Genomic DNA, 23,355 nt, shown 5'->3' on the forward strand with positions numbered 1-23,355 from the left:
TTCGGCTATCTTTTTTTATACCATTAAGTATCGTAACTCAAAGAAAAATTTAAGGTCAAAATAAGTCAAAAAAGTGGACAAATTTTCAGATTACGGTATTATTAAAGATAGATATTTAGCTTTAAAATATGGAGGTCATTCATTATGAACTATTTAGATGAAAATGAAGAAACAGAAGAAAAGCAACAACCAAATGCGTTTATGAAAAAACTTTTTGAAGAACGTACGATTTTGATCTATGGTGAAATCAACCAAGACTTAGCGAGAGAAGTCACTTCACAATTGCTTTTGCTTGCAGCGATGGGCGATGAACCAATCAAGATTTTTATTAATAGCCAAGGTGGGCATGTGGAAGCTGGAGATACAATCCATGATATGATCAAATTCGTGAAACCTGAAGTGATCGTTGTTGGAACCGGCTGGGTAGCAAGTGCAGGGATTACGATTTATCTAGCAGCTGAAGCGAAAAATAGATACAGCTTGCCGAACACACGCTATATGATCCATCAACCAGCTGGCGGTGTTCAAGGTCAAAGTACTGAAATTCAGATCGAAGCTAAAGAAATCATCCGCATGCGCGAACGTGTGAACCGTTTGATCGCTGCTGCGACTGGACAAACCTATGAGAAAATTGCCAAAGATACAGACCGTAATTTCTGGATGTCTGCTGAAGAAGCAAAAGATTATGGGATGGTATCTAAGATCATCGATACAAGCGATGAAATTAAGTAAAATAAGAGCGAACTGCAAGTACAAGTGACTTGCAGTTTTTTTATCAAAATGATTAGAAAAAAGCTGTTTTGAAAGATTCTTCTTGTCATCACCCTATGAAAAAGTGTAAAATTAGGTGACTATCAAAAGAAAGTAGGAAAGAATTTGAAACCAAATTTAGGTTATTATGTACAGAATATCAATGATATTGTGAAAGAAACAGAAGAAGTCGGCGAGAAAATGAACGATTATTATGAAGAAGTTCGTAAGGCAATCGACGAAGATAAAGTAACAGAGTTAGCACCAGAGCGCATTGTTGAAATCCAACGTATTTTCCAAGACGGAACAAAAGAATACGAAGCAATGCTGAGCAAAGTTACTCAATTACGTCCACCAGCACGTGTAATGGGTATCCATAAAAAATTTGAACGCTCTTATATTGAATATTTAGCTGGCTGTAATGAAATGATTCTCTCTTTAGATCCAGAAAAAGGGATCGATGTTGACTTATTCAACGCTTCTGAAGAAAAACAAGATAAGGCAACAGATGATATCTCATTTGCAATCACTCGAATGAGTAATCTTTTGTTAAAAAAATAAAAAAATAAAGGAAATATTGACAAAAAGAAATTGTATTTAATTTCGTTTTAACGTTATTTTTAGTGGACAATAAAAATAATTTGTTGTATTATATATTCATACCAACAACAACCTTTTTATTTTTCATTTTACTCTTATTGAGTAATACTCCTTTTCCATCGGTCAATTAGACCGGTGGTTTTTTTATTGTATTATCATTTAATCCAGAATATAATATAGAAAATATTTTTTGTATTATACTGTTTTTAAAAAATGGAAGTTATTTTATGAAAATAAAAAAATATATGAATCATAAAAAAGATGAGATAAAACATTTTTGTTTTATCCCATCTTTTAATTTTAAAGAAATAGTTCTATCAATTTTCTACATTTCGAACATAGTCATCAAAATACTGAACAAGATCAGCTTTGATTTTTTGATATTCTTCTTCTGTGTATTCACGTTCTTCGATCGATCCATTAAAAAATGGAATCTCCAACTCCTCGCGCAAGCGATCCAATACTTCGCTTTGATCCATTTGTGCACCTTCTTTATTTGTTGTCTTCTCTATTATAAAACATTAAAATCATTCGTCAACTGCTCAAAAGCATCCTTCATCGCAGATAACTTACTATAAAGAAGTGCGCTGTTATCATCTTCAAGGAAAAAAACTTGTTTCAATTCAAAGTAGAACTCTTCAAACGCAGTAAAAAAGGGCTGAACTGCATCGGAAGAAATCTCATCATTACTAATATAAAAAATCCGGATACTATGATAGTAGGTAAAAACCTCATTGATATTCAAAAGAATACGAGATTCTTCAGGCCGTGGACGGCTAGTGACTAGATCATACAAAGAAAGGCTCTTTGTATGGATTTCTGACAAATAAGATAAAAGAAAATCCACTTTTTCAATATGTTCTGACATTCGATCGACCTCCAATTTATTTAAGTATAATAAAAAATGAGTAGAAAGAGAAACAGGAACCCTTATTTGAACCTAATTAATTTTGATCAATAAATTTAATATGAAAAAATGTTGACAAATAAATGAGTATGTTCTAATATTGATTCAATATCAAAACTCATTGAAAAGAAGAGTACACAAAAAAACATTTATTCAGCAAAGATTTTTGCTGAAGCGAGAGAGCTTTCGGATGGTGGAAGAAAGTAATGGACATTTGTCGAAAATGATCTTGGAGAGGAAAAATCAATCTGATTTTTACGGCTGCTACCGTTAACAACGCACCAAATCATAAAGTGATTTATTGTTTGGCTTGAGATGGAAATGATTTTCCAATAAAGGTGGTACCGCGATCATCGCCCTTTACTAGCATAGGCTGGTGGAGGGCTTTTTGCTTTTCATCACTACGACTGGCTACGCCAGAGTAGATGATGAAAAGTACTTGGCGACCAAAGGGAGCGAAGTGTCCATACTAGGAATCACCCAACGCTTGAATCCAATCTAAAAGAGGGAGAACAATTCCAAAAAGAGTCAACGAAGAGTAGATGATTAACAGTACTTGGCGACTAAAGGGAGCGAAGTATCCATACTAGGAATCACCCAACGCTAGAATCCAACCCCAAAGAGTGGGAACAACTCCAAAAAGAGCCAACAAAGAGTAGATGGTGAACAATACTTGGCAATTAAAGAGAGCGAAGTCACCCTACTAGTGAATCACCCAATCCCCTCTAAATTGATCATGGAAAGTCAAAGGACCACAACCAGTTCAGCTAAATCAATCGAAAACAATAAATGATGCTGAAAAAGAAAAATCAGAATGAATAACTCTCTGTGAGCGTCAAAATCACAAAAGACAGCGAAGTGCCAAATTTAAAGTATCAGGTGTCGGATTTTCTACTAACAGATCTGACAATCGATGGAAATTCTTTTCAATGAGGACAATCCAGAAAGAGGTGGTCATTGTGCAAGAAGGTGACATGTGCAGCAAACGAATAGAATCAACTAAAATTAAACGAAAAGGAATGAAGCATAATGACAAACCAAAACTATCACTTTGAAACCATCCAAATTCACGGAGGACATACCCCCGATAAAGACACGAACTCTAGAGCGGTACCAATTTATCAAACAACCTCCTATACATTTGATGATACGCAAGATGCAGCAGAAAAATTTGCCTTATCAAAAGCTGGCAATATCTATACACGGATCACCAATCCGACGACGGCTGTATTAGAAGATCGGTTGAATGAATTAGAAGGTGGTGTGGGGGCTGTAGCTGTTGCGTCAGGAACAGCAGCAATCACTTATGCCATTCAAAACCTTGCCAGCAGCGGTGATCATATTGTCTCTGCTTCAACTCTTTATGGTGGAACCTTCAATTTGTTTGCCCATACGTTACCTGAATTTGGCATCACAACAACTTTTGTTGATCCAGATGAATTGGCTAATTTTGAGGAAGCGATCAAAGAAAATACGAAAGCGATTTTTGTTGAAACGATCGGAAATCCTAGTACGAATGTTGCAGACATTGAAGCAATCGCAGATATTGCTCACAAGCACGAGTTACCACTGATCGTCGATAATACCTTTGCTACCGCTTATCTAAATCGTCCGTTTGATTTCGGTGCAGATATCGTCGTTTATTCGGCAACGAAATTCATTGGTGGACATGGTGTTGCTTTAGGCGGTGTGGTGATCGATTCCGGAAAATTCAATTGGGCGAATGGAAAATTTCCTAAATTGGTCGATCCTGATCCAAGTTATCATGGCTTGTCTTATACTAAGGATGTTGGTGCAGCAGCTTTTATTACTCGTTTACGCGTGTCATTACTAAGAGATACAGGAGCCGCAATTTCGCCATTCAATAGTTTCTTGCTGATTTTAGGCTTAGAAACACTTTCCTTGAGATTAGAACGTCATGTAGAAAATGCTCAAAAAGTCGCGGAATTCTTAGTGAAACATCCGAAAGTCGATTGGGTCAACTATCCTGGATTGCCTGATAATAAATATCATACCTTAGCTGAAAAGTATTTGCCGAAAGGAGCGGGATCGATTTTTACATTTGGTGTCAAAGGCGGAGCAGAAGCTGGGAAAAACTTGATCAATCATGTGGAACTATTTTCTTTATTGGCAAATGTCGGTGATGCAAAATCATTGATCATCCATCCAGCATCAACCACACATTCCCAATTAAGCGAAGAAGAACTGAAGGTCTCAGGAACTTCTCCAGAATTGATTCGCTTATCGATCGGTATCGAGAATGTTGAGGATATTCTATCAGACTTAGAACAAGCTTTAGCGAAAATCTAAACATAAACACTTGATACAGAAGCTTTTCCTTTTGTATCAAGTGTTTTTTAGAAAGGCAGATAAGGTAGAATAGTCGATTCTTAAAAAAATTCTCATAAAACTATTGACTTTGATAGAAAAGTTCTGTATCTTTATGACTATAGTTTGAATTATTCAAAAATTCTGACAATAAAGGATGTTGACGATCATGAACAAAAAAATTACAACAATTACATTCTTATTATTAGTGAAGGACTCATCACACTGATTTTTAGAAGCGAGCAAACAAGCTGCTTTTTCTATCAGAAGTTGAGAGTCCTGTTTTCGCATTGCATGAACGGGATGACAAGCATCCCATATCGTGGGATGCTTTTTTGTTGCAAGACACAGCGATTGCTTGCAGAGCTGATGTCGCGCAATACTTGGCGAACGAAGAGAGCGAAGTTTCATTCGTACAAAGATACAGCGATTGCTTGCAGAGCTGATGATACACAATACTTGGCGAATAGAATGAGCGAAGTTTCCATCAGTAAGTAGCCAAAGTTAAAAAAGCAAAAACAACCACTCAGTAAGAACGTATCAAACTAAAAACTAACACTAAAAAATGAAGAGGCAATTTATCAGAAAGGATGTATGAAAAATGAAACAGATTCAATTCTTCGACACAACACTACGGGATGGCGAACAAACGCCAGGTGTAAATTTCAACACAAAAGAAAAAGTCCAAATTGCTAAACAATTAGAAAAATGGGGAATAGATACGATCGAAGCCGGCTTTCCGATCGCTTCTGTGGGTGATTTTGAAGCTGTCAAAGCCATTGCAGAAAATGTAGAAAAAATGACGGTTGCGGGGTTAGCTCGTTGTCAAAAAGCGGATATCGACCGCGCTCATGAAGCCCTTCAACATGCTAAGCATCCGCAAATCCATGTATTTTTAGCGACAAGCCCTGTTCATATGGAATATAAGCTGAAAATGACACCAGATGAAGTGATCAGTTCAATCAAAGAACATGTCAGTTATGCCAAAACCAAGTTTGACAAAGTTCAATTTTCTCCGGAAGATGCCACACGAACAGAAAAGGACTTCCTATTAAAAGCAGTTCAAACAGCGATCGATGCTGGTGCGACGATCATCAATGTTCCTGATACAGTTGGTTACTCTAATCCTTCCGAATACGGCGCGTTGTTCAAGTTTTTGATCGAGAATATCCAAAGTGATCAAGAAATCATTTTTTCTTCCCATTGTCATGATGACTTAGGAATGGCGACAGCCAATGCACTTGCTGCGATCGAAAATGGCGCACGTCGTGTAGAAGGAACAGTGAACGGCATTGGTGAACGTGCAGGAAATACTGCGCTTGAAGAAGTAGCTTTGGCTTTGTATATCAGAAAAGACTTTTATCAGGCAGAAAGCATGATCACATTAAATGAAACGAAACGTACCAGTGATTTGGTCAGCCGTTTATCTGGTGTAGCTGTACCCAGAAATAAAGCGATTATCGGAGCGAATGCCTATGCACACGAATCAGGGATTCATCAGGATGGTGTGCTAAAAAATCCTGATACGTATGAAATCATCACCCCATCATTGGTTGGCGTCAATGAAAACTCATTGCCGCTTGGTAAGTTATCTGGGCGTCATGCCTTTGCCGCTAAAATGGAGACATTAGGTTACCAGCTAACAGATGATGAACTAAAAGATGCCTTCAAACGATTTAAATCACTTGCTGATAAAAAGAAACAAGTAACAGAAGATGACCTCATTGCGTTGATGGTCGGTCAAAGCCAAGAATCAAATGACACTTATCGGTTGGAGCGAGTACAGTTGCAATACGTTTCTGACGGTAGTCAAGGGGCAATTGTTTCCATCGATACAGGGGAAGAAGCAAAAACAGAATCGGCGATCGGCTCAGGGAGTATTCAAGCGATCTATAATTCGATCGATAAAATCTTCGGCCAAAAACCAGATTTAAAAGAATATTACATTAAATCAGTCACAGGCGGGGAAGATGCTCAAGCAGAAGTCCACGTGACCTTAGCCGATCAAGAAAACACACATTATAACGGCATCGGTATCGATTTTGACGTACTGCAAGCATCGGCAAAAGCGTATGTCAAAGCAAGTGAACAATTTCAAAAAGAAGTGGGGAAAGCCTAATGAGTAAAAAAATCATTGCCTTGCCGGGAGACGGCATTGGTGCAGAAATCATGGATAGTGCGTTAACGATTTTAGAGGAGATCATGGTTCAAGAGAACTTAGAATTTGATATCGAGCGTTTTGCTTTTGGCGGCGCTGGAATCGATCAAAAAGGAGATCCTCTGCCTGAAGAAACGCTGGAAGCCTGTAAAAAAGCAGATGCGATTTTGCTTGGTGCGATCGGCGGACCGAAATGGGACAACGTTCCAAAACGTCCAGAACAAGGGCTATTGGCATTAAGAAAAGCGTTAGGACTATTTGCCAATATTCGTCCAATTTCTGTGCCGGATGCAGTGGTTCATTTATCTCCATTAAAAGAAGAAAATGTTCGCGGCGTCGACTTTGTTGTCGTACGTGAGTTGACAGGCGGTATCTATTTTGGCGAAAAACAATTAGGTGACACAGAAGCATCAGATCTTTGTACTTATTCAAAGGCAGAGATCCAAAGAATCATCCGCAAAGCGTTTGAAATCGCTCGTACAAGAAATAAAAAAGTAACTTCTGTTGATAAAGCCAATGTACTATCTACCAGTAAATTGTGGCGTCAAACAGCGGAAGAAGTGGCAGCAGAATTTCCGGATTGCACGTTGGAGCATCAGCTTGTCGACTCTGCGGCGATGGTCATGATCCAAAGACCAAAACAATTTGATGTGATCGTGACAGAGAATCTGTTTGGCGATATTTTAAGTGATGAAGCGTCAGTCATCCCTGGTTCACTAGGAATGATGCCAAGTGCTAGTCATAGTGAAACGGGTCCTTCATTATATGAACCGATTCACGGATCAGCGCCAGATATTGCCAATCAAAATAAAGCCAATCCGATGTCGATGATTTTATCTGCGGCGATGATGCTTCGTCAGTCATTTGGGTTAGAACGATCAGCGCTAAAAATCGAAGCTGCTTGTGACCGTGTCATGAATCAAGGGATTTTAACAACAGATCTTGGCGGTAAAGCGACTACGACTGAATTTACAGAAGCGGTATTAACAGAATTGAGAGGTGCTTAATATGGGAAAAACACTATTTGATAAGCTTTGGGAACAACATGTGGTCAGCGGGAAAGAAGGCGAACCGCAGCTGCTTTATATCAATCTTCATTTGATTCACGAAGTGACGTCGCCGCAAGCATTTGAAGGATTGAGAGAAGCGGGGCGGAAAGTCCGTCGACCAGATCGCACATTTGCTACGATGGATCATAATGTTCCAACAAAAGATATCTTCAATATCACAGACCTAGTAGCAAAAAAACAAATCGAAGCACTTCAAAAAAACTGTGACGAATTCGACATCACACTATGTGATAACGGCAGCGACCGTCAAGGGATCGTTCATATGATTGGTCCGGAAACTGGCTTGACTCAGCCGGGAAAAACGATCGTTTGTGGTGATTCTCATACCGCAACACACGGTGCTTTTGGTGCATTAGCTTTTGGGATCGGGACAAGTGAAGTCGAACATGTTTTTGCCACACAATGTATTTGGCAAAATAAGCCCAAATCGATGGGCGTGAAAATCACAGGAAAATTAGCAAAAGGCGTGTATGCAAAAGATATCATCCTAGCGTTGATCGCAAAATACGGAGTTGATTTCGGTGTCGGCTATGCTGTTGAATTCTATGGCGAAACGATCGAAAGCCTGACAATGGAAGAACGAATGACGATTTGTAACATGGCGATCGAAGGTGGTGCGAAAATGGGGATGATGGCGCCGGATGAAAAAACCTTTGAGTACGTGCGCGGTAGAGAATATGCGCCGGAAGATATGGAAGCAGCGATCGCGGATTGGAAAAAACTGCCAAGCGATCCTGATGCTGTGTACGATGTGGATCTAGAATTGAATGCAGATGAACTTGTGCCATATATTACTTGGGGCACAAACCCGGAAATGGGCATTCCAGTTACAGGGACTTTCCCAGAAATCAAAGATATGAATGATGAACGTGCTTATAATTATATGGATCTTAAACCGGGACAACGCCCATCTGATATTGAGATCGGCTATGTGTTTATCGGATCTTGTACGAATGGTCGATTATCTGATTTGGAAGAGGCTGCTCGAATCGTCAAAGGTAAAAAAGTCAAAGAGGGGATCACAGCAATCGTGGTACCAGGGTCCAGACCTGTTCGAAAAGCGGCAGAAAAAATCGGTTTGGATAAAATTTTCACAGAAGCCGGCTTTGAATGGCGTGAACCAGGCTGTTCAATGTGTTTGGGCATGAATCCTGATCAAGTACCAGCAGGTGTTCACTGTGCTTCCACTTCAAACCGAAACTTTGAAGGCCGTCAAGGAAAAGGGGCTAGAACGCATCTTTGCAGCCCCGCAATGGCCGCAACAGCTGCACTTGAAGGAACATTTGTCGATATTCGAAAGGAGCTTGGTGCATAATGGAGGCATTTACACAACATACAGGAACCACGGTTCCGCTGATGAATGATAATATCGATACAGATCAGATCATTCCAAAATCATTTCTGAAACGCATCGAAAAAACAGGATTTGGGGAATTTCTATTTGATGAATGGCGTTATTTGCCAGATCGTACACCAAATCCTGACTTTACCTTAAACGAGCCGCAATATAAAGAAGCAACGATTCTGATCTCCGGCGATAACTTTGGCTCAGGATCATCCCGAGAACACGCGGCTTGGGCATTAGCAGATTATGGTTTTAGAGCGATCGTCGCCGGAAGCTTTAGCGATATCTTTTATATGAATGCGACTAAAAACGGCTTACTGCCGATCGTTTTAAAGCGGAAAGAATTAACAGCTTTGGCACAGCTGAAAGCAGATGAAACGATCACGATCGATCTGCCAAACCAGCAAGTCATAGCACCTAATGCGACGTATACATTTGAGATCGATGGCACATGGAAGCACAAGCTGGTGAATGGCTTGGATGATATCGCCATTAGCTTGGGCCATGCTGACGAAATCACGGCTTATGAAGCGAAAATTCCTGCTTATTGGCAGTAAGTACATCGGTAGAGAAAAGAGGGGACAGATGGACTGGGATGCAAAAAAATACAATACCACACATGATTTTATCTTTAAATATGGTGCTGGTTTATTAGAATTATTACCTAAGGAGCCAAAACGAGTGATCGATATTGGCAGCGGTACAGGAGAATTGACTAAGCAAATTGCTGCATTAGGTCACAGCGTAACAGGCATTGAACGATCCGAAGCAATGATCACACAAGCGACGAATAAATTTCCAGAGTTGTCATTTATAAAGGGAGATATTTTAGATCCTGTGACAGGATTTGACTCTTATGACATTGCTTTTTCAAACGCTGTTTTTCATTGGATTCCAGATCAAGATCGTTTGCTTCAAAATATTCATCAGCTATTGGTTGATGGTGGTGAGTTGATTTGTGAATTTGGTGCGGTTGGCAATGTTCAAGCCATTCGAGATGCTTTTCGTGAAGAGTTAGCTGCGTATGAGATTTCTTTAGAGGAACCGTTTTGCTTTACTTCATCCGAAGACTATCAAAAATTACTTGAAAAAAACCATTTTGATCGCATCGAAATTTTAGAATATGAGCGACCGACACCATTAAAAGAAGGTGCTTTTGGGTTACGTCAATGGATGGAACAATTTTATCCGAACGAGTTAGCAGAACTGACCCTAGAACAAAAAGAAATAGTTCTCGAAAACATGGATCAGAAGTTAAAACCTGTTTTATGGAAAGAAGATCATTGGGAAGCCGATTACCGCAGATTGAGGATCCACGCAGTTAAACGAGCAGAAAAAAGAAGCAAATAAGTAAAAGAAGGACTATTGATTTTCAGTAGTTCTTTTTTTGTCTCATCTTTTAAATGACAGATCGAATAAATGTGCTAAACTAGCAATAGAAACAAAAAAAGAAAAGTTGGAAAGACAGGAGTGTTTTGGGGAATGAAGAAGAAAGTTTTGGGGATCTCGATCGGTGTAGTCGTGGTGATTCTTGCGATCATCGGTGCAGTTTTACTTCAAAAGCAAGCAAGTGAAAAGAAAAAAATCACCGCCTCGCAAAATGAAATCGCAGCCATCGAAAAAACAACAGCAAAAGATGGTGAGTTATCGAAAGATGTTGCATTACTTTACGAGGACGAACAAGAATTTCTAAACAAAGAAATCAAACCTGCAACGATCAAAGAAACGAAAGAAAAGTTGTTAAAGAAACAAACAGAAATTGAAAAAATCAAACGTGAATACGGCAAGAAAGTCACAGCCGACAAAGCTGAAACAAATATTCAAGAGCTACAGAAAAAAACAGCTTTAGCCAATGATAAATTAGAGATACAAACAAAGACAAATGAACTATTCAGCTCAAAAGAACCAGCGCTGAAAGGCGATAACGTCAAAGATCAATTACCGATCACAGTCGATTTGACGAAAGAAAAAATCACCACAGTCACAGATGAACTCAAAGACAACAAGGAGCTAAAAGGAAAATGGCAGGACGCAATCGAATCGATTCTAAAAAATGCGACGGAACAAGTCGATCAAGTTGAAAAAATCAAAAAATTACTCAACGAGTCATTTGATGGAAATGTGCCTAAAGAAACCGTTCAGCAAAGCAACTATGATACTTTAAACAAAGAAATCGAAAAGGTCAAAAACGAAGAGCTGAAAACGACCTTTACAGCCAAATTGATTTTAATGAAAGCGATGATCGATACGCAAGGACAAATCAATGCATTGACGCAGCAGCAAAAAGCGGCAGAGCAAGAAGTCAATAACGCACTAGAAAAAGCCAAAGCAGATGCCAATAAAGCGGTAGAACAAGCAACAGGTGATGACAAAATGCTCCTGGGCTATTCTGATGACCAGATCGAATATGCTCGTGTGTGGTTGACATTGATCGGCGTGAAACCATCGGAGCTTCATGCAAAGGTGATTCCTGCGGGAACACCACTCAATCCATACGATGCAGGCAGTGTGACATATCCAACGGATGCTATTATGCTTTATGGTGGTTATAGTGCTGAAGGACAGATCGTTTATACAAGTAATCGAAATGGGACGATCAATGTATATCCAGTACCAAGCCATTGGCAAATCGGTGCGGAGGTTGCGAATGATCCGGAAAAAGTGAGAGCATTGACACAAGATATTTTGGATAATGTTCGAGTAGTAACAGTAGATGTAGGAAATCCGCGGGATGTAGTGGATTTGATAAGAGTGGAAAAATAGAATAGTTATAGAAACAGGTGATTTGGAAAATGGTTATTTTCTAGATTACCTGTTTTTGTATACGCTGATCAAGCAGTTTTAAGTAAAAAGAAAGTATTTCATAACCACCATTTAATTAAGTGGATAAAACATTTAAAAATTATATATTTACACAGAGTTAGTTTCGAATTACAATTAAGAAGATAAGTAATTATTCAGAGATTAGGGACCATTTTATTTTTTCAGTCGTCGAATATACTTCATTTTTGAATAAGGAGGAGAAAAAATGTCAAATATCAAAAGTGATTCAGGCGTAGCACAAGCCATTGCTACATCCATTGCATCGTCTTTGGGCTCTTTAAATCAAGGCTCGTCCATTACCAAAGATACGCAAACAACAGTATCGGGAAATAGTAACGCACAACAAGCAATCACACAGATGACAACATTTAACACATCGCTCGTTCAAGCAGTGACTCAAGCAAGCAACAATATTCGTTCGGTAGCTGCTGAATTTGAAGCGGTTGACCAAAAAATCTCTCAAATTTCAACGAATCAAATGCTGCAGTAAAATATCTATTTTATAAGCAGTACCTTTTCATAAAATTTTAGATGAAAGGAGTAGTAGAAGGTGTCTAAACTTGAAGAAATCCAGTTAGAAAAAACAAAAATCGAACGTGAAAAAGATGAGATCGAAGCTTTACAACGAAACATGAATCAAACGGCAGAAAATTATGAAGAATACTTTTTCTATCAAAAGCAACTATTCAGTGACTTACAAGAAGAGTTTGCTCAAAGTCAAACAGGGATGCTTTATCAAGAGATGTCAGAGGAAATCAACTGGCAAAACGGAGGAATCCAAGACTTTTTAGAAGATCAACAGCAAGAAATAAAAAAACAAGCAAGAGCGCTAGAAGATAAACAAGAAGAATTATACTGGCAAGAGCTAAAATCAAAGGAAGAAATGGAGGATGCACATGAGTATTGATATGTACCTGGGGCAAGCGCGTAGTCAAGCATCGAGTGTTAAAAGTGCCTGTAATCAATTAGCACAAGGGTATAGTTCTTTACTGCAAAGTAATCAGCAATTTATTGGTGCAGGTGAACTATCAAGCAAAGGCTATGACTCTGCGAAAGAATTTTTTTCAGCTGTGATACAACCCTTGGTTCAAGGTGCTGAAGTTGGTGCAGAGATGACAGCTGATGCCTGTCAAAAATTTGTGGATCGATATATATCTGACGTTGATAGTATTGATTTAAAATCAGAAGAATTAGAGCGACGAATCCAGCAAATAAATACATCGATCCTGAATATGGAAAGCATCAATCGAAATTTACCTAAATTACCAACAGGAACGAATCCATTGGAGCAGGCAAATCAAAGAATCATCAATTCTCTGGAGACAACGAAACGTGATCTGGAGAAAAAACTAGAAAAATTACTTGCGTTCAATGGTTCATCACAAGCTATCTTTTCTGAAGTGAATGCCTTTTATTCAACGCTGTCACAGGGCTTACAACAGGCAAATTCAAGTTTTAATCCTGCGAGCGGCACTTTTTCGATTCCGAAGGGGAAGGATTTGGATTGGGCGAAAAAAGTTAGCGATAAAGTTGACAAAAAGGAAATAGATAGAATAAAAAAACTTTTTCCAGAAAAGGTAACTTCAAAAGATTTACTTATTTTGGCAGATATTCAAAAAAGAGATAAAGGTGTAACTTTTCCTAAGAAAATTTCAGAAGTATTGAAAGAAACTTTTGGAAAATATGCTGATGATTTATCTGGAATAGAACTAGATGCACTTTTAGAATCTGCTGGAGAATTCCTCGATTTTGATGCTTTAGGAAGGATGTTAACTAACGGAAGTACTTCATTTACTGCATTTGGTTTGGCTAATATTAATTCTGCATCAATGAATGCAAGCTTAAGTGGAGCAAGTTCTTATGCTGCAGGACAAATGATAAAGAATATTGGATTACCTGTTGTTGGATTCTCAATTGGCATGATAACGGATACTTCTCAAGGAAGCAGTGTAGGTCAAGCAATTTCTCATAATGTTGCTGTAACTGCTACTGCTACATGGATAACTACGGGAGCGACAATGGCTGTTGGAGCATTTTTAGGTAGTAATCCTGCTGGTTGGGCTGTTGCTGGAATTGCTGTTGGAAGTAGTTGGTTAGCAAACAAAATGTATGACAATAATTTCATGGGAATAAAAGATATGAGTGATGAATGGGCTAATAATTTCGACAAAAGCATGAAAAATATAAGCAAAGGATTTGATAATATGGGAAAATCTATATCTAAAGGTTTTAACGACCTTGTATCTGGTTTTGGGTGGTAAACTATGAAAGTTTATGAATCAACGAATAAGAGATATAAACTAGTAGAAATGAACGCCAAATATTATTTGTTAGATTTGGATAGTAATAAATTCTGTTGGTTCTTGCCAATGCTTGTGTGGCTATTCCCTTTTAAAGCAATAGAAATCGATAAAGTAAGGTTTGACGAGTTAATAACAAATAAAAAAGCAGGCTATGGTGTTGTTCAGATTGTAATACTTTCTATAGTTATTGGAAGACCATCCACATGGTTAATAAACACGTTTTTTCAAAACTATGTAACAATTTCAGGAGTTAGATTAGGAACTTTTTATTTGTTTGTAGTTTTAGCACTTCTAATAAGTTATCGTGCAATTAATGCCATTTTTAACAAACGTAGAATGTATAAAAATATTGGAAATTCGAGGGAAGGAATACTTATCCGTATAAAGAAGGAAAGTATAACGAGTTATTACAAGAGAAATAGCGCAATTGCATTTTTAATAATCTATTTAGCTATTTTTGCTTCTGGCTACTTTAGTATATTCTATTCATTTGATATGATTGTAATTTTTATTATTTGTGTGTTGTTTTCTCTATTTCTTAATCGAGGGTATATTTATCCTTATGGAAGTAATTTTTCTGTACAAGAGTAAAAAAGAACAAATCCTATTTAGTCAATTTTTATAGAAACATACGAATTATGAGGAATGTTTATGAAATTTGAAGATACTTCTATCTCTCGTTTTAAATTAGTAACAATCAATAAAAAAGACAACTACTTAGTAGACTTAGATTCTCATAAGTTAACATGGTTATTTCCAATGGCAACTTGGTATTTAGAAAATAAAGCGGCTAAAATCGACAAAAAGCAGTATGAGAAACTAAAAAAGATGCCTAAGAACAAAATCGGGGCTTCTGTATGGTCTTTTTCTGGATTTATGTTGGGTGGAGTGATATATGCTTTGCTGAAAGGTATAGAGAGTATCTTTTTTGAAGAGGTGACCATTAACCTTATATTACTGTCCTTCTTAGTTGCTATTTTAATTAGCTTTATTTTCAGATGTATACGTTCCATATCGAATGCTAATAAATTGAAACAAATTTTTAGTAAGGAAGAAATGAGTACATTTGATCATTTAATTGTTTTGAAAAAAGATAATCAATTCTATAAAAAGCGTTGCATAACTGGAACAATCATTTTGCTGGCAATACTTGTTTTCTTATTGTCTTTATTCATCCATGCAAAATCTTTTACTGTTGTGCCTGTACTCTTCATTTATTTAGTATTTGTATCATTTTTAAATTTATCAATAGCAAAGCCGATGGATGATATGGAATATATTGACAAAACAGTTAAGTAAGGTTGAGTTAAATTAACTATAAAATTAGAAAATTTAAAGAGGTGAGGAACATGTTACCAATCGGTAGTATTGTTTATTTAAAAGAAGGTAGTCAAAAGATTATGATTTTAAATCGAGGTCCTGTTGTAAATGAAAAGGATAGAAATGTTTTATATGATTATAGTGGGTGTCAATATCCAAATGGTTTAAATCCAAATGAAGTGTTGTATTTTAATCAGGAAAATATCGATACTATTTTGTTTAATGGTTATAAGGACGAGGATGAAACAAGGTTTGAACATTTATATAATGAATGGCTAAATGGTGAAGGGAAATTGATTGAAAAAGGAATTGTTAGCAAATCACTGGGATAAAAATAGAATACATTCATAATGAGTTATACCATAAGCCAATAACAATTCAGTTATTGGCTATTCTTCTGATAAAGTAGAGAAAAGTTTAACTTATTAAGACTGACAATTTATATACAATATAAGGAATTGGATGTGATAAAACTGAAGTTAGTAAGTACAAAGCCTATCTTTAAAAATAATCGCTACAAGCTATTATATTCTGGATCAAACTATTATCTCATCGATAAAGACAAATCATGGTTTGCATACATTTTCTTTGGATTAAATTGGTTAATCCCACAAGAAGTTTACACTATAAATAAAGATATTGCTGATGATTTGATGGTTCAAAGAACCGATGTTAAACAAGGAGTAAGAGGATATCATATCCTTATGGTAATTATGATTATGATTTTTAATATAGCATCGCCTTATTTGCTAAATACTATTCTTCTTTCTAAAAATGTTAAATACAGTCAATTATATGAAATGAACAGTAGTCTTACAATTGTACCAACGAATAGTTACATATTTTTGATGCTACTCATTACATTTGTTCCTGCTTTAATAATTAGAGTATCTGAATCTTTTCGATTAAGGAAATTAATGATGAAATGTATAAAATATAATCAATTTCCAGTTATAAAAATAAAGATAATACCAACGTCAATGAGTGTTGTAATCAGATATTTAGGGGCATATTTTTTATTTGTTTTACTAATAATTTTATCGGGATATTTGCTTATAGTAACAGAAGGTGATTGGATTATTTCACTGTGCTTTATGTTGTTGTCTTTATTTTTTTTATTAACCAATCGTCTATCAATCAATGCAGATAAATATAAAATAAGTGAATCGAGATGAATGCGAAAATGAAGAAACGATATATTGCTATATACAATGGCAAAGAGGGAAGCAAAAGTATATTTTTTGATACTGAAACAAAAAAATTAGTAGTCGTTAAAATTGAGAATATATCTTATAAGTTGACGATTCTTTCTGGATTTATAGGAGTTAGTATGTATTATTTATTTGGAAAGGTTTTAATTGAATCAGCATTACCTCCGATCGCTTTAGTTGCAATGATTTTAATAGTTGGTTGTTTAGCTGGTATGTTCTTTAATATATTAGTAAATAAAATTGCTAACAGTGAGAAAAATAAACTGGAATATCTAACAAATATTACTGAAGATGAACTAAAGGAGTATATTATTGAAGGAAGAAAACAAATGTGGAAAAATCTATTGTTAATTGTTTTTCTTCTATTCATGACAATCGTTTCACTACTTCCAATTTACTTTGGAGAGTATTCTTTGTTGTTGCTGCTTGCATCAATCTTTTTTACGATATTAGTTACTTTTTTTATAGGAGTTGTAGCACCGAATAAGAGGATAGTGGTATTTAGATACATTAAAAAAAATAAAGAACTGGTTATTCTGACAGATAACAGATGATTAATAGGAATAATTTAATGATAAAAGAATATTGAAAGGAGTTTAATTTGTGAAAAAGCGGCAGGAAGAGAGGAAATTGAAAAAAAGAAAACGATATTTAGATCGAATGTATAAATTTTTAACTTTTTCAGGAATAACATTTCTTATGTGTCCATTATATCTATTCATATTAGCAGAAAAACAAAGTGACATTGAAAATTTTAGAGCAATTGTTGGAAGGTCTGGAGTTTTTTTTATTGTGTTAGGTCTAATTTTATTAGTTGAAATACCCTATTTAAAACAGATCAGTGTTTCAGGTCGAGTGGCAAGAAGAAATTCAACAAGAAAGGTAATATTTGATATTTGTCCTCCTATATATACAATTGTGTCTCCAATACTATTGACAGATTTAGCGATATTTAAAGACTTTCCTCTTTTCTTCTATATTTTCTTCTCTTATGGAACTTTTAAAATAGTTTATTCAATTTGGCTTTCAATACTTTGGGGAACTACATTATTTTTAGATAGGATTAAGGATGGAGAAAAAAGAACTACGATTATTTTTATGGTTATTGGGACAGTAATTTCATTCATAGCATTGTTTAAGTAATACCCAATTTTTTAAATTATAATTTTCATGTATAATAGAGTTAATAAAAATACTGTGAAAAGGTTGGTATCATGAAAAAACAAATCAAAGTCGTCGGATCTGTCATAGAAAAAGATGGAAAAATCCTCTGCGCTCAAAGAGGTCAAGGTAAATCTTTAGGTGGTTTCTGGGAATTTCCTGGTGGGAAAATTGAGAAAAATGAAACGCCTCAGCAAGCACTTGAACGCGAGATAAAAGAAGAACTTCTTTGCGAAGTAGCAATAAAAAATAAGATCATTACAGCTAGTTATGAATATGATTTTGGTATCGTAGAGTTAACCACATTTTTCTGTGAACTAATTTCTGGAGAACCCAAACTTACTGAACACGAAAGTATTAAATGGCTACCCATTTCTGAATTATCTTCTTTAGAATGGGCACCCGCAGATATTCCAACAATTGATCGTTTAGTTAAAGGAGTATAAAAATGAATCCTCTTATTGAGAATTTCCAGTCAGCTCTGGAACATAGTTTTATTGATCAGACAACGGACTCACATGATTTATATAAAGCAAAACTTCTAGTAAATCAAGATCAATCAGGAAGAATGGTATTAAACGATCTTTTAGATGAATTAGCGACGTGCAACGAATTTTTCTTTGCGGTCGCTTTTATAACAGAGAGTGGATTGTTGGCACTCAAAACTGTGTTGGCTGATTTAGCTAAGCAAAATATTCGCGGACGAATTGTAACTTCAAATTATCTCTATTTTAATTCACCTAAAATGTTTAAAGAGCTTTTAAAAATAAAAAATGTAGATGTTCGAATTACAGCAATGGATGGATTTCATGCAAAAGGCTATTCTTTTGTTCATGATGAATATGAAACAATGATTTTAGGGAGTTCTAATTTAACGATTAAAGCGTTAAAGGTAAATTGTGAATGGAATTTAAAATTGAATTCACTGGCAAATGGTGAGCTCATTCAATCTATGAAGCAAAATTTTGAACAGATGTGGTCTTTAGCTGAACCACTAACTACTTCATGGATTACAAAGTATCAAATGGGTTACAAGCCTATTTTAAATGTTCAAAAAGTTGACACGATGGAAGAACCATCAAGTCAACTAGAAGTTGGGACAATACTTGAAGAAGTTGAATTTGCCACAAAGCCGATTTCACCTAATGATATGCAGAAAAATGCGTTGGCTGAAATTCAAAAAATGCGGGATTTAGAAAAATCAAAAGCTATGGTTATTTCGGCAACTGGTACAGGAAAGACTTATCTTTCGGCGTTCGATGTAAAAGCCTATCAGCCAAAAAGATTTCTTTTTATTGTACATCAAGAGCAGATTTTAAAAAAAGCCAAGGAGCAGTTCATCAAGATATTAGATGATGACGAGAACAAGTTTGGTATTCTATCAGGAAATAGTACAATAACAACTGAAAAATATGTGTTTGCAACAATTCAAACACTATCAAAAGATAGGACCTTACAAGCATTTGCGAAGAATACGTTCGATTATATTTTAATTGATGAGGTTCATCATGCTGGAGCGAAAACTTATCAAAAGGTAATCGACTATTTTGAGCCTGATTTTTTATTAGGAATGACAGCAACACCTGAAAGAACAGATGGGTACAACATTTATGAAATGTTTGATTATAATGTAGCATACGAAATTAGATTACAAGAAGCACTAAAAGAAAATATGCTTTGTCCCTTTCATTATTTTGGTATTACAGATATTCAAATTGATGGACAAACAATCAATGATAAATCTTCTTTCAATCAATTAATTAGCAGTCAGCGGATTGATTATATTTTAGAAAAAATTGATTATTATGGTCATTGTGGAGAGAAAGTTCGCGGACTTATTTTTTGTGGAACGAAAAAAGAAGCGCATGAGCTTGAACAGCTATTTAATCAACGTGGATTCAAAACCAAAGCTTTAACTGGGGATCATAAAATTACTGAACGTGATGAAGTAATTACGCAATTGGAAGCTGGCCAACTGGATTATATAGTCACAGTAGATATTTTTAATGAGGGAATCGATATCCCCTCAGTGAATCAAGTGGTTATGTTACGTAAAACAGAATCAAGTATCATCTTTACGCAGCAATTAGGACGCGGATTAAGGAAAGCAAAAAATAAAGACTTTGTAACGATTATTGATTTTATTGGGAATTATGATAATAATTATTTGATTCCTATTGCTTTAACAGAGGATAGTTCTTTAAGCAAGAATAGTTTGCGAAAGAAGACCATGGCGACGAAATATTTACAGGGAATGTCGACGATCATGTTTGACGAAATTACGAAAAATCGGATTTTTCAATCTATTGAATCTTCTCAGCTAAATAATGCTAAAAATTACAAAGAAGCCTATCAGAACTTAAAAAATAGATTAGGAAAAATTCCATCTTTAGTTGATTTTATAGATCAACATTCGGTTGATCCGGTGATTATTGCTAGGTATAAAGGAAATTATCCAGCATTTTTGAATTGGATGAAAGAAGATACACCGAATTTAAATAGACATGAAAATGAACTACTAACGTTTTTATCTAATGAGTTATTGAACGGGAAAAGAAATCATGAATTACTGCTAATTGAACGTTTAATGGTAAATGGAACATTAGAACGACAAGAGTATCAGCGTGAATTAGAAAGACTTCATTATTCTTTTGATGAACAGACATTAAAATCAGTAGAACGAATTCTCTCTTTAAAATTCTTTACACAGAAGGAAAGAGAAAAATATGGTGAACGTCCAGTTGTTATCTTGTCAGATGACATCTATTCGCTAGAAACATCTATGCAAGAAAGTATTCAGAACAATCAGTGGTTTAAACAATGTGTTTTGGATATCATTCGTACATCATTTAAGCGAAGTGAAAGCTATCAGTTAAATGAACCTTTAACCTATAATGAAGTATACGGGAGAAAAGATGTCTGTCGTTTACTAAATTGGGAAAATAATGAAACTGGTACAATGTACGGTTATAGAATTAAGTACAACACTTGTCCGATTTTTGTAAATTATCATAAAGATGGTGCCATCTCAAATGATGTAAAATATGAAGATGAACTAATGGATCAACACACATTGTTATGGTATACACGACCTAAATTGAATTTTTCTAGTAAAGAAGTAAAAGAAATCATGAATTATGAAGAATCAGGCTTAGCGATTCATGTATTCGTGCAAAAAGAAGTTGGCGGCGATCCTGAATTCATTTATTTAGGGAGAGCTTATCCTAAAATAGAAACAGCAAAAGAATTGATTAAAAAAGATAAAAATGGCAAAGATCAAAATATTGTCAGTATGGAAATGACGTTAGAAAAAGCTGTTCCATTAGAAACTTACGACTTCATCAAACAAAAATAATTTCAAGAGGGTGGATCATTTCCATCCTCTTTATAATATAGAAAATAGAAATTATTTAAATGAAGGGAATGAATTAAACATGCTAAACAGTTTCATAGAAACAATGAGCAAGTCAGAATCAATTTTTGCTGAAAAAGAAGATGGCACAAAGGTAAATTACTATATTTTCCCTGAATTCGAAGTCCATCTAAACATAATTCCAGCCGGTACAATTCAAGGTTGGCATATGCATAATGACATTGAAGAAATACTGATTGTTAATGACGGAGAAATTAGAGTTGAAACGATTGTTGATAACAAAAAAAAATATAAGAACTGTCAAAAAGGAGAATTAATCCGTATGAATCAGAGTTTACATCGGATCTTAAATCTCCAAAACCATGAAGCAGCTTTCTCTGTATTCAGATTCGTACCTCAAGGGATTGATCACAGAGAAAAAATAAAAAACGATAAAAAATCATATACCGATGATGAAGTAGAAGCTATGTTAAAAAGAATGTAGTCTAGCAAAAATAAAAGGCTTAGTCATTATCAGAGGATGGACAATCTCCATCCTCTTTTATAACATACGCATTCCATTCTATTTTCTGTTTCCTATTTCCCAACTTTCTCCGCTCTCACCATCTCCTGCACCAATGCATCCCCAACTTCAACTAATCCTCGATAATCCTCATAAAACGCCTGAAACACCTGTCCGCGTGCATAATACTCCTTAATAATCTGCTTCTTATTGATCGGTCCGCTATGAAAGGCAAAAAATGCCATCAAAACCGACAACGGCTCCTCCCAAGAAGCCAATCGTTCCATCAAATCCTTCAATTCTACGATCTCCTGATACGAGATCGCCTTCACACACAACGCTTGCTTTTCCATTCACACATCTCCTCCAAAATAAGCAGGATAAGCCCTCAAGACTTGCTCCTGCCGTTGTTCATTTCTTCGTACATTTACGCATTGACTAGGGCAAGATCCTTGAAGCGACGATAAGAACGACTATTTAAGCCTTGCTGTATTCCTACCGCCTCGGATCAACATAAAACAAAAAAGATATCGCAGTCCTCCAGCAGAAAAAGCCAGTCCTAAAACTTCAACGACTTTTTACCATTCGACATACAATACCGTTCACAATCAGCCAAACCAAACCCGCAGATTCTCTTGGAAGGCCCCAACCTTCAAAAAATTCAAGAACCATCTAGAATTTAAACGAAAAATTAGGTACAATAAAGAAACTAGCGCTTTGGCGTTAGCAAATTGGCAACTTGTATAGATATGCTTCGGATGTTTATACAAGGCTTCATTTTTTGGTTGCCGCCAAAGAATGGAGTGCCTTTTTTGTTTTATTCAATTGTTTTGACACAGAATTATTTGCTCCTCCTTTCCATTAAATTCCAAGGATAGAAAAAAACGGCATTGAGCAAACGCCCAATACCGTCGACAATAGACTAGCAAGATACACACGACAACTAAATCATACACAAAGAAAAGATTCTTGTGGAAATCTTCTCAGAATTTGGGTACAATAAAAGAAGCTAGTATCTGCTAGCACTATTGGCAACTTGTTTGGACAGCTTTCGGTGTCTGAACAAGACTTCGATCGTACGGTTGCCGCCAAACGATTGAAGTGCCAATTTTTTTATTTATCTTTCCAAGTTACCGTAACAAAAGTTATGGTTGCTACAGCACGATGAATTTCTATCCTATGCCCTTTATTATACAGAAAGAAACGCGCTACTGCAATAAAAATAACGTTTTGTCATAATTAGATAACGATTGAAAAATGGCCCCTAAATATACGATAAATAACAAAAAATGAATAGGATGACTAATTTCTTTTAGCCTATCATTTGGACTTAGAACCCCACTAATTACGGGATGAATCCGCGCAAGAGCATAATTATTTTTATCATTAAGAGAATGTTTTTGATTTTAGATTGAGAGATTTGCAATTTTTTTGTAAATTATAGAAATATTTGATAACTATTAGGTATAAAAATATGTCAAAATGGATAATGGGGAAGAAGACG

24 protein-coding genes and 1 other annotated feature are annotated in these 23,355 nt (G+C 35.9%); of the genes, 21 read left to right on the forward strand and 3 right to left on the reverse strand.

The window, feature by feature from the left end; translation table 11 throughout:
- Positions 1 to 144 precede the first annotated feature (144 nt).
- Positions 145 to 732, forward strand: a complete 588-nt coding sequence (locus tag CC204_RS00650) for an ATP-dependent Clp protease proteolytic subunit (protein WP_088268341.1) — start codon at positions 145 to 147, stop codon at positions 730 to 732.
- Positions 733 to 876: 144 nt separating this feature from the next.
- Entirely contained in the window at positions 877 to 1,311 is a 435-nt protein-coding gene (locus CC204_RS00655) for a hypothetical protein (protein ID WP_088268342.1), read from the forward strand.
- Positions 1,312 to 1,667: 356 nt separating this feature from the next.
- Here the strand turns inward: CC204_RS00655 and CC204_RS21325 are convergent, their stop codons facing one another.
- Together CC204_RS21325 and CC204_RS00665 are read right to left on the reverse strand one after the other, a co-directional pair.
- Entirely contained in the window at positions 1,668 to 1,829 is a 162-nt protein-coding gene (locus CC204_RS21325; RefSeq protein ID WP_087639653.1) for a hypothetical protein, read from the reverse strand.
- A 32-nt stretch (positions 1,830 to 1,861) separates the two neighbouring features.
- Entirely contained in the window at positions 1,862 to 2,218 is a 357-nt protein-coding gene (locus CC204_RS00665; RefSeq protein ID WP_088268343.1) for a hypothetical protein, read from the reverse strand.
- A 151-nt stretch (positions 2,219 to 2,369) separates the two neighbouring features.
- Positions 2,370 to 2,621: a binding site (T-box leader), on the forward strand.
- A gap of 665 nt (positions 2,622 to 3,286) precedes the next feature.
- Here CC204_RS00665 and CC204_RS00670 point away from each other — a divergent pair.
- The 19 genes from CC204_RS00670 (at position 3,287) to CC204_RS00760 (ending at position 21,833) form a co-directional block, all read left to right on the forward strand.
- A complete protein-coding gene (locus tag CC204_RS00670; RefSeq protein WP_088268344.1) occupies positions 3,287 to 4,567 on the forward strand; it encodes an O-acetylhomoserine aminocarboxypropyltransferase/cysteine synthase family protein in 1,281 nt (426 codons plus the stop codon).
- Between the two features lie 619 nt (positions 4,568 to 5,186).
- Positions 5,187 to 6,704 carry a 2-isopropylmalate synthase gene (locus CC204_RS00675; RefSeq protein ID WP_088268345.1) on the forward strand — a complete coding sequence of 506 codons (1,518 nt, stop codon included), beginning with the start codon at positions 5,187 to 5,189 and terminating at the stop codon, positions 6,702 to 6,704.
- On the forward strand, positions 6,704 to 7,750 hold the full coding sequence (gene leuB, locus CC204_RS00680; protein ID WP_088268346.1) for a 3-isopropylmalate dehydrogenase: 1,047 nt from the start codon (positions 6,704 to 6,706) through the stop codon (positions 7,748 to 7,750). The genes CC204_RS00675 and leuB overlap by 1 nt, the downstream gene beginning before the upstream one ends.
- 1 nt (position 7,751) lies before the next feature.
- The gene (gene leuC / locus CC204_RS00685; protein ID WP_088268347.1) at positions 7,752 to 9,128 is read left to right on the forward strand and encodes a 3-isopropylmalate dehydratase large subunit; all 1,377 of its coding nucleotides are present in this window, start codon (positions 7,752 to 7,754) and stop codon (positions 9,126 to 9,128) included.
- Positions 9,128 to 9,715 (forward strand): 3-isopropylmalate dehydratase small subunit, encoded by a 588-nt coding sequence (leuD, locus tag CC204_RS00690; protein ID WP_088268348.1) that lies wholly within the window; start codon positions 9,128 to 9,130, stop codon positions 9,713 to 9,715. Before leuC ends, leuD begins: the two co-directional genes overlap by 1 nt.
- A 28-nt stretch (positions 9,716 to 9,743) precedes the next feature.
- On the forward strand, positions 9,744 to 10,508 hold the full coding sequence (locus CC204_RS00695; RefSeq protein WP_087639660.1) for a class I SAM-dependent methyltransferase: 765 nt from the start codon (positions 9,744 to 9,746) through the stop codon (positions 10,506 to 10,508).
- 132 nt (positions 10,509 to 10,640) lie between these two features.
- Positions 10,641 to 11,921, forward strand: a complete 1,281-nt coding sequence (locus CC204_RS00700) for a hypothetical protein (RefSeq protein ID WP_088268349.1) — start codon at positions 10,641 to 10,643, stop codon at positions 11,919 to 11,921.
- A gap of 265 nt (positions 11,922 to 12,186) precedes the next feature.
- A complete protein-coding gene (locus tag CC204_RS00705) occupies positions 12,187 to 12,471 on the forward strand; it encodes a TIGR04197 family type VII secretion effector (protein WP_088268350.1) in 285 nt (94 codons plus the stop codon).
- A gap of 60 nt (positions 12,472 to 12,531) precedes the next feature.
- A complete protein-coding gene (locus CC204_RS00710) occupies positions 12,532 to 12,888 on the forward strand; it encodes a DUF3958 family protein (protein ID WP_088268351.1) in 357 nt (118 codons plus the stop codon).
- Entirely contained in the window at positions 12,878 to 14,242 is a 1,365-nt protein-coding gene (locus CC204_RS00715) for an LXG domain-containing protein (protein WP_157894217.1), read from the forward strand. The genes CC204_RS00710 and CC204_RS00715 overlap by 11 nt, the downstream gene beginning before the upstream one ends.
- 3 nt (positions 14,243 to 14,245) lie before the next feature.
- The gene (locus CC204_RS00720; protein WP_088268353.1) at positions 14,246 to 14,875 is read left to right on the forward strand and encodes a DUF443 family protein; all 630 of its coding nucleotides are present in this window, start codon (positions 14,246 to 14,248) and stop codon (positions 14,873 to 14,875) included.
- A 60-nt stretch (positions 14,876 to 14,935) separates the two neighbouring features.
- Positions 14,936 to 15,583 (forward strand): DUF443 family protein, encoded by a 648-nt coding sequence (locus tag CC204_RS00725; RefSeq protein WP_157894218.1) that lies wholly within the window; start codon positions 14,936 to 14,938, stop codon positions 15,581 to 15,583.
- A gap of 50 nt (positions 15,584 to 15,633) precedes the next feature.
- Positions 15,634 to 15,936: a DUF4176 domain-containing protein gene (locus tag CC204_RS00730; protein WP_088268355.1), complete on the forward strand. Its 303-nt coding sequence runs from the start codon at positions 15,634 to 15,636 to the stop codon at positions 15,934 to 15,936.
- A 132-nt stretch (positions 15,937 to 16,068) separates the two neighbouring features.
- A complete protein-coding gene (locus CC204_RS00735) occupies positions 16,069 to 16,779 on the forward strand; it encodes a DUF443 family protein (protein WP_157894219.1) in 711 nt (236 codons plus the stop codon).
- Complete coding sequence (locus tag CC204_RS00740; RefSeq protein ID WP_088268357.1) at positions 16,776 to 17,369, forward strand: hypothetical protein; 594 nt, start codon at positions 16,776 to 16,778, stop codon at positions 17,367 to 17,369. The genes CC204_RS00735 and CC204_RS00740 overlap by 4 nt, the downstream gene beginning before the upstream one ends.
- A 49-nt stretch (positions 17,370 to 17,418) precedes the next feature.
- Positions 17,419 to 17,958, forward strand: a complete 540-nt coding sequence (locus CC204_RS00745) for a hypothetical protein (RefSeq protein WP_088268358.1) — start codon at positions 17,419 to 17,421, stop codon at positions 17,956 to 17,958.
- Positions 17,959 to 18,029: 71 nt separating this feature from the next.
- Positions 18,030 to 18,422, forward strand: coding sequence for a (deoxy)nucleoside triphosphate pyrophosphohydrolase (locus CC204_RS00750; RefSeq protein WP_088268359.1), 393 nt, complete (start codon positions 18,030 to 18,032; stop codon positions 18,420 to 18,422).
- A gap of 2 nt (positions 18,423 to 18,424) precedes the next feature.
- Positions 18,425 to 21,331, forward strand: a complete 2,907-nt coding sequence (locus CC204_RS00755; protein ID WP_088268360.1) for a DEAD/DEAH box helicase — start codon at positions 18,425 to 18,427, stop codon at positions 21,329 to 21,331.
- A gap of 79 nt (positions 21,332 to 21,410) precedes the next feature.
- Positions 21,411 to 21,833 (forward strand): cupin domain-containing protein, encoded by a 423-nt coding sequence (locus CC204_RS00760; protein ID WP_088271620.1) that lies wholly within the window; start codon positions 21,411 to 21,413, stop codon positions 21,831 to 21,833.
- 92 nt (positions 21,834 to 21,925) lie between these two features.
- Here CC204_RS00760 and CC204_RS00765 read toward each other — a convergent pair whose 3' ends face one another.
- Positions 21,926 to 22,204, reverse strand: coding sequence for a hypothetical protein (locus CC204_RS00765; protein WP_088268361.1), 279 nt, complete (start codon positions 22,202 to 22,204; stop codon positions 21,926 to 21,928).
- Positions 22,205 to 23,355 lie beyond the last annotated feature (1,151 nt).

Source organism: Enterococcus wangshanyuanii (assembly GCF_002197645.1).
GTDB classification, from domain to species: Bacteria; Bacillota; Bacilli; order Lactobacillales; family Enterococcaceae; genus Enterococcus_L; species Enterococcus_L wangshanyuanii.

Bases quoted from the DNA above. Each gene is read 5' to 3' on its own strand.
- CC204_RS00725 (WP_157894218.1), top strand. From the start codon at position 14,936: ATGAAATTTGAAGATACTTCTATCTCTCGTTTTAAATTAGTAACAATC.
- CC204_RS00750 (WP_088268359.1), top strand. From the start codon at position 18,030: ATGAAAAAACAAATCAAAGTCGTCGGATCTGTCATAGAAAAAGATGGA.
- CC204_RS00730 (WP_088268355.1), top strand. From the start codon at position 15,634: ATGTTACCAATCGGTAGTATTGTTTATTTAAAAGAAGGTAGTCAAAAG.
- CC204_RS00695 (WP_087639660.1), top strand. From the start codon at position 9,744: ATGGACTGGGATGCAAAAAAATACAATACCACACATGATTTTATCTTT.
- CC204_RS00765 (WP_088268361.1), bottom strand. From the start codon at position 22,204: ATGGAAAAGCAAGCGTTGTGTGTGAAGGCGATCTCGTATCAGGAGATC.
- CC204_RS00670 (WP_088268344.1), top strand. From the start codon at position 3,287: ATGACAAACCAAAACTATCACTTTGAAACCATCCAAATTCACGGAGGA.
- CC204_RS00740 (WP_088268357.1), top strand. From the start codon at position 16,776: ATGAATGCGAAAATGAAGAAACGATATATTGCTATATACAATGGCAAA.
- CC204_RS00675 (WP_088268345.1), top strand. From the start codon at position 5,187: ATGAAACAGATTCAATTCTTCGACACAACACTACGGGATGGCGAACAA.
- CC204_RS00700 (WP_088268349.1), top strand. From the start codon at position 10,641: ATGAAGAAGAAAGTTTTGGGGATCTCGATCGGTGTAGTCGTGGTGATT.
- CC204_RS00650 (WP_088268341.1), top strand. From the start codon at position 145: ATGAACTATTTAGATGAAAATGAAGAAACAGAAGAAAAGCAACAACCA.
- CC204_RS00720 (WP_088268353.1), top strand. From the start codon at position 14,246: ATGAAAGTTTATGAATCAACGAATAAGAGATATAAACTAGTAGAAATG.
- leuC (WP_088268347.1), top strand. From the start codon at position 7,752: ATGGGAAAAACACTATTTGATAAGCTTTGGGAACAACATGTGGTCAGC.
- CC204_RS21325 (WP_087639653.1), bottom strand. From the start codon at position 1,829: ATGGATCAAAGCGAAGTATTGGATCGCTTGCGCGAGGAGTTGGAGATT.
- CC204_RS00715 (WP_157894217.1), top strand. From the start codon at position 12,878: ATGAGTATTGATATGTACCTGGGGCAAGCGCGTAGTCAAGCATCGAGT.
- CC204_RS00755 (WP_088268360.1), top strand. From the start codon at position 18,425: ATGAATCCTCTTATTGAGAATTTCCAGTCAGCTCTGGAACATAGTTTT.
- leuB (WP_088268346.1), top strand. From the start codon at position 6,704: ATGAGTAAAAAAATCATTGCCTTGCCGGGAGACGGCATTGGTGCAGAA.
- leuD (WP_088268348.1), top strand. From the start codon at position 9,128: ATGGAGGCATTTACACAACATACAGGAACCACGGTTCCGCTGATGAAT.
- CC204_RS00705 (WP_088268350.1), top strand. From the start codon at position 12,187: ATGTCAAATATCAAAAGTGATTCAGGCGTAGCACAAGCCATTGCTACA.
- CC204_RS00665 (WP_088268343.1), bottom strand. From the start codon at position 2,218: ATGTCAGAACATATTGAAAAAGTGGATTTTCTTTTATCTTATTTGTCA.
- CC204_RS00760 (WP_088271620.1), top strand. From the start codon at position 21,411: ATGCTAAACAGTTTCATAGAAACAATGAGCAAGTCAGAATCAATTTTT.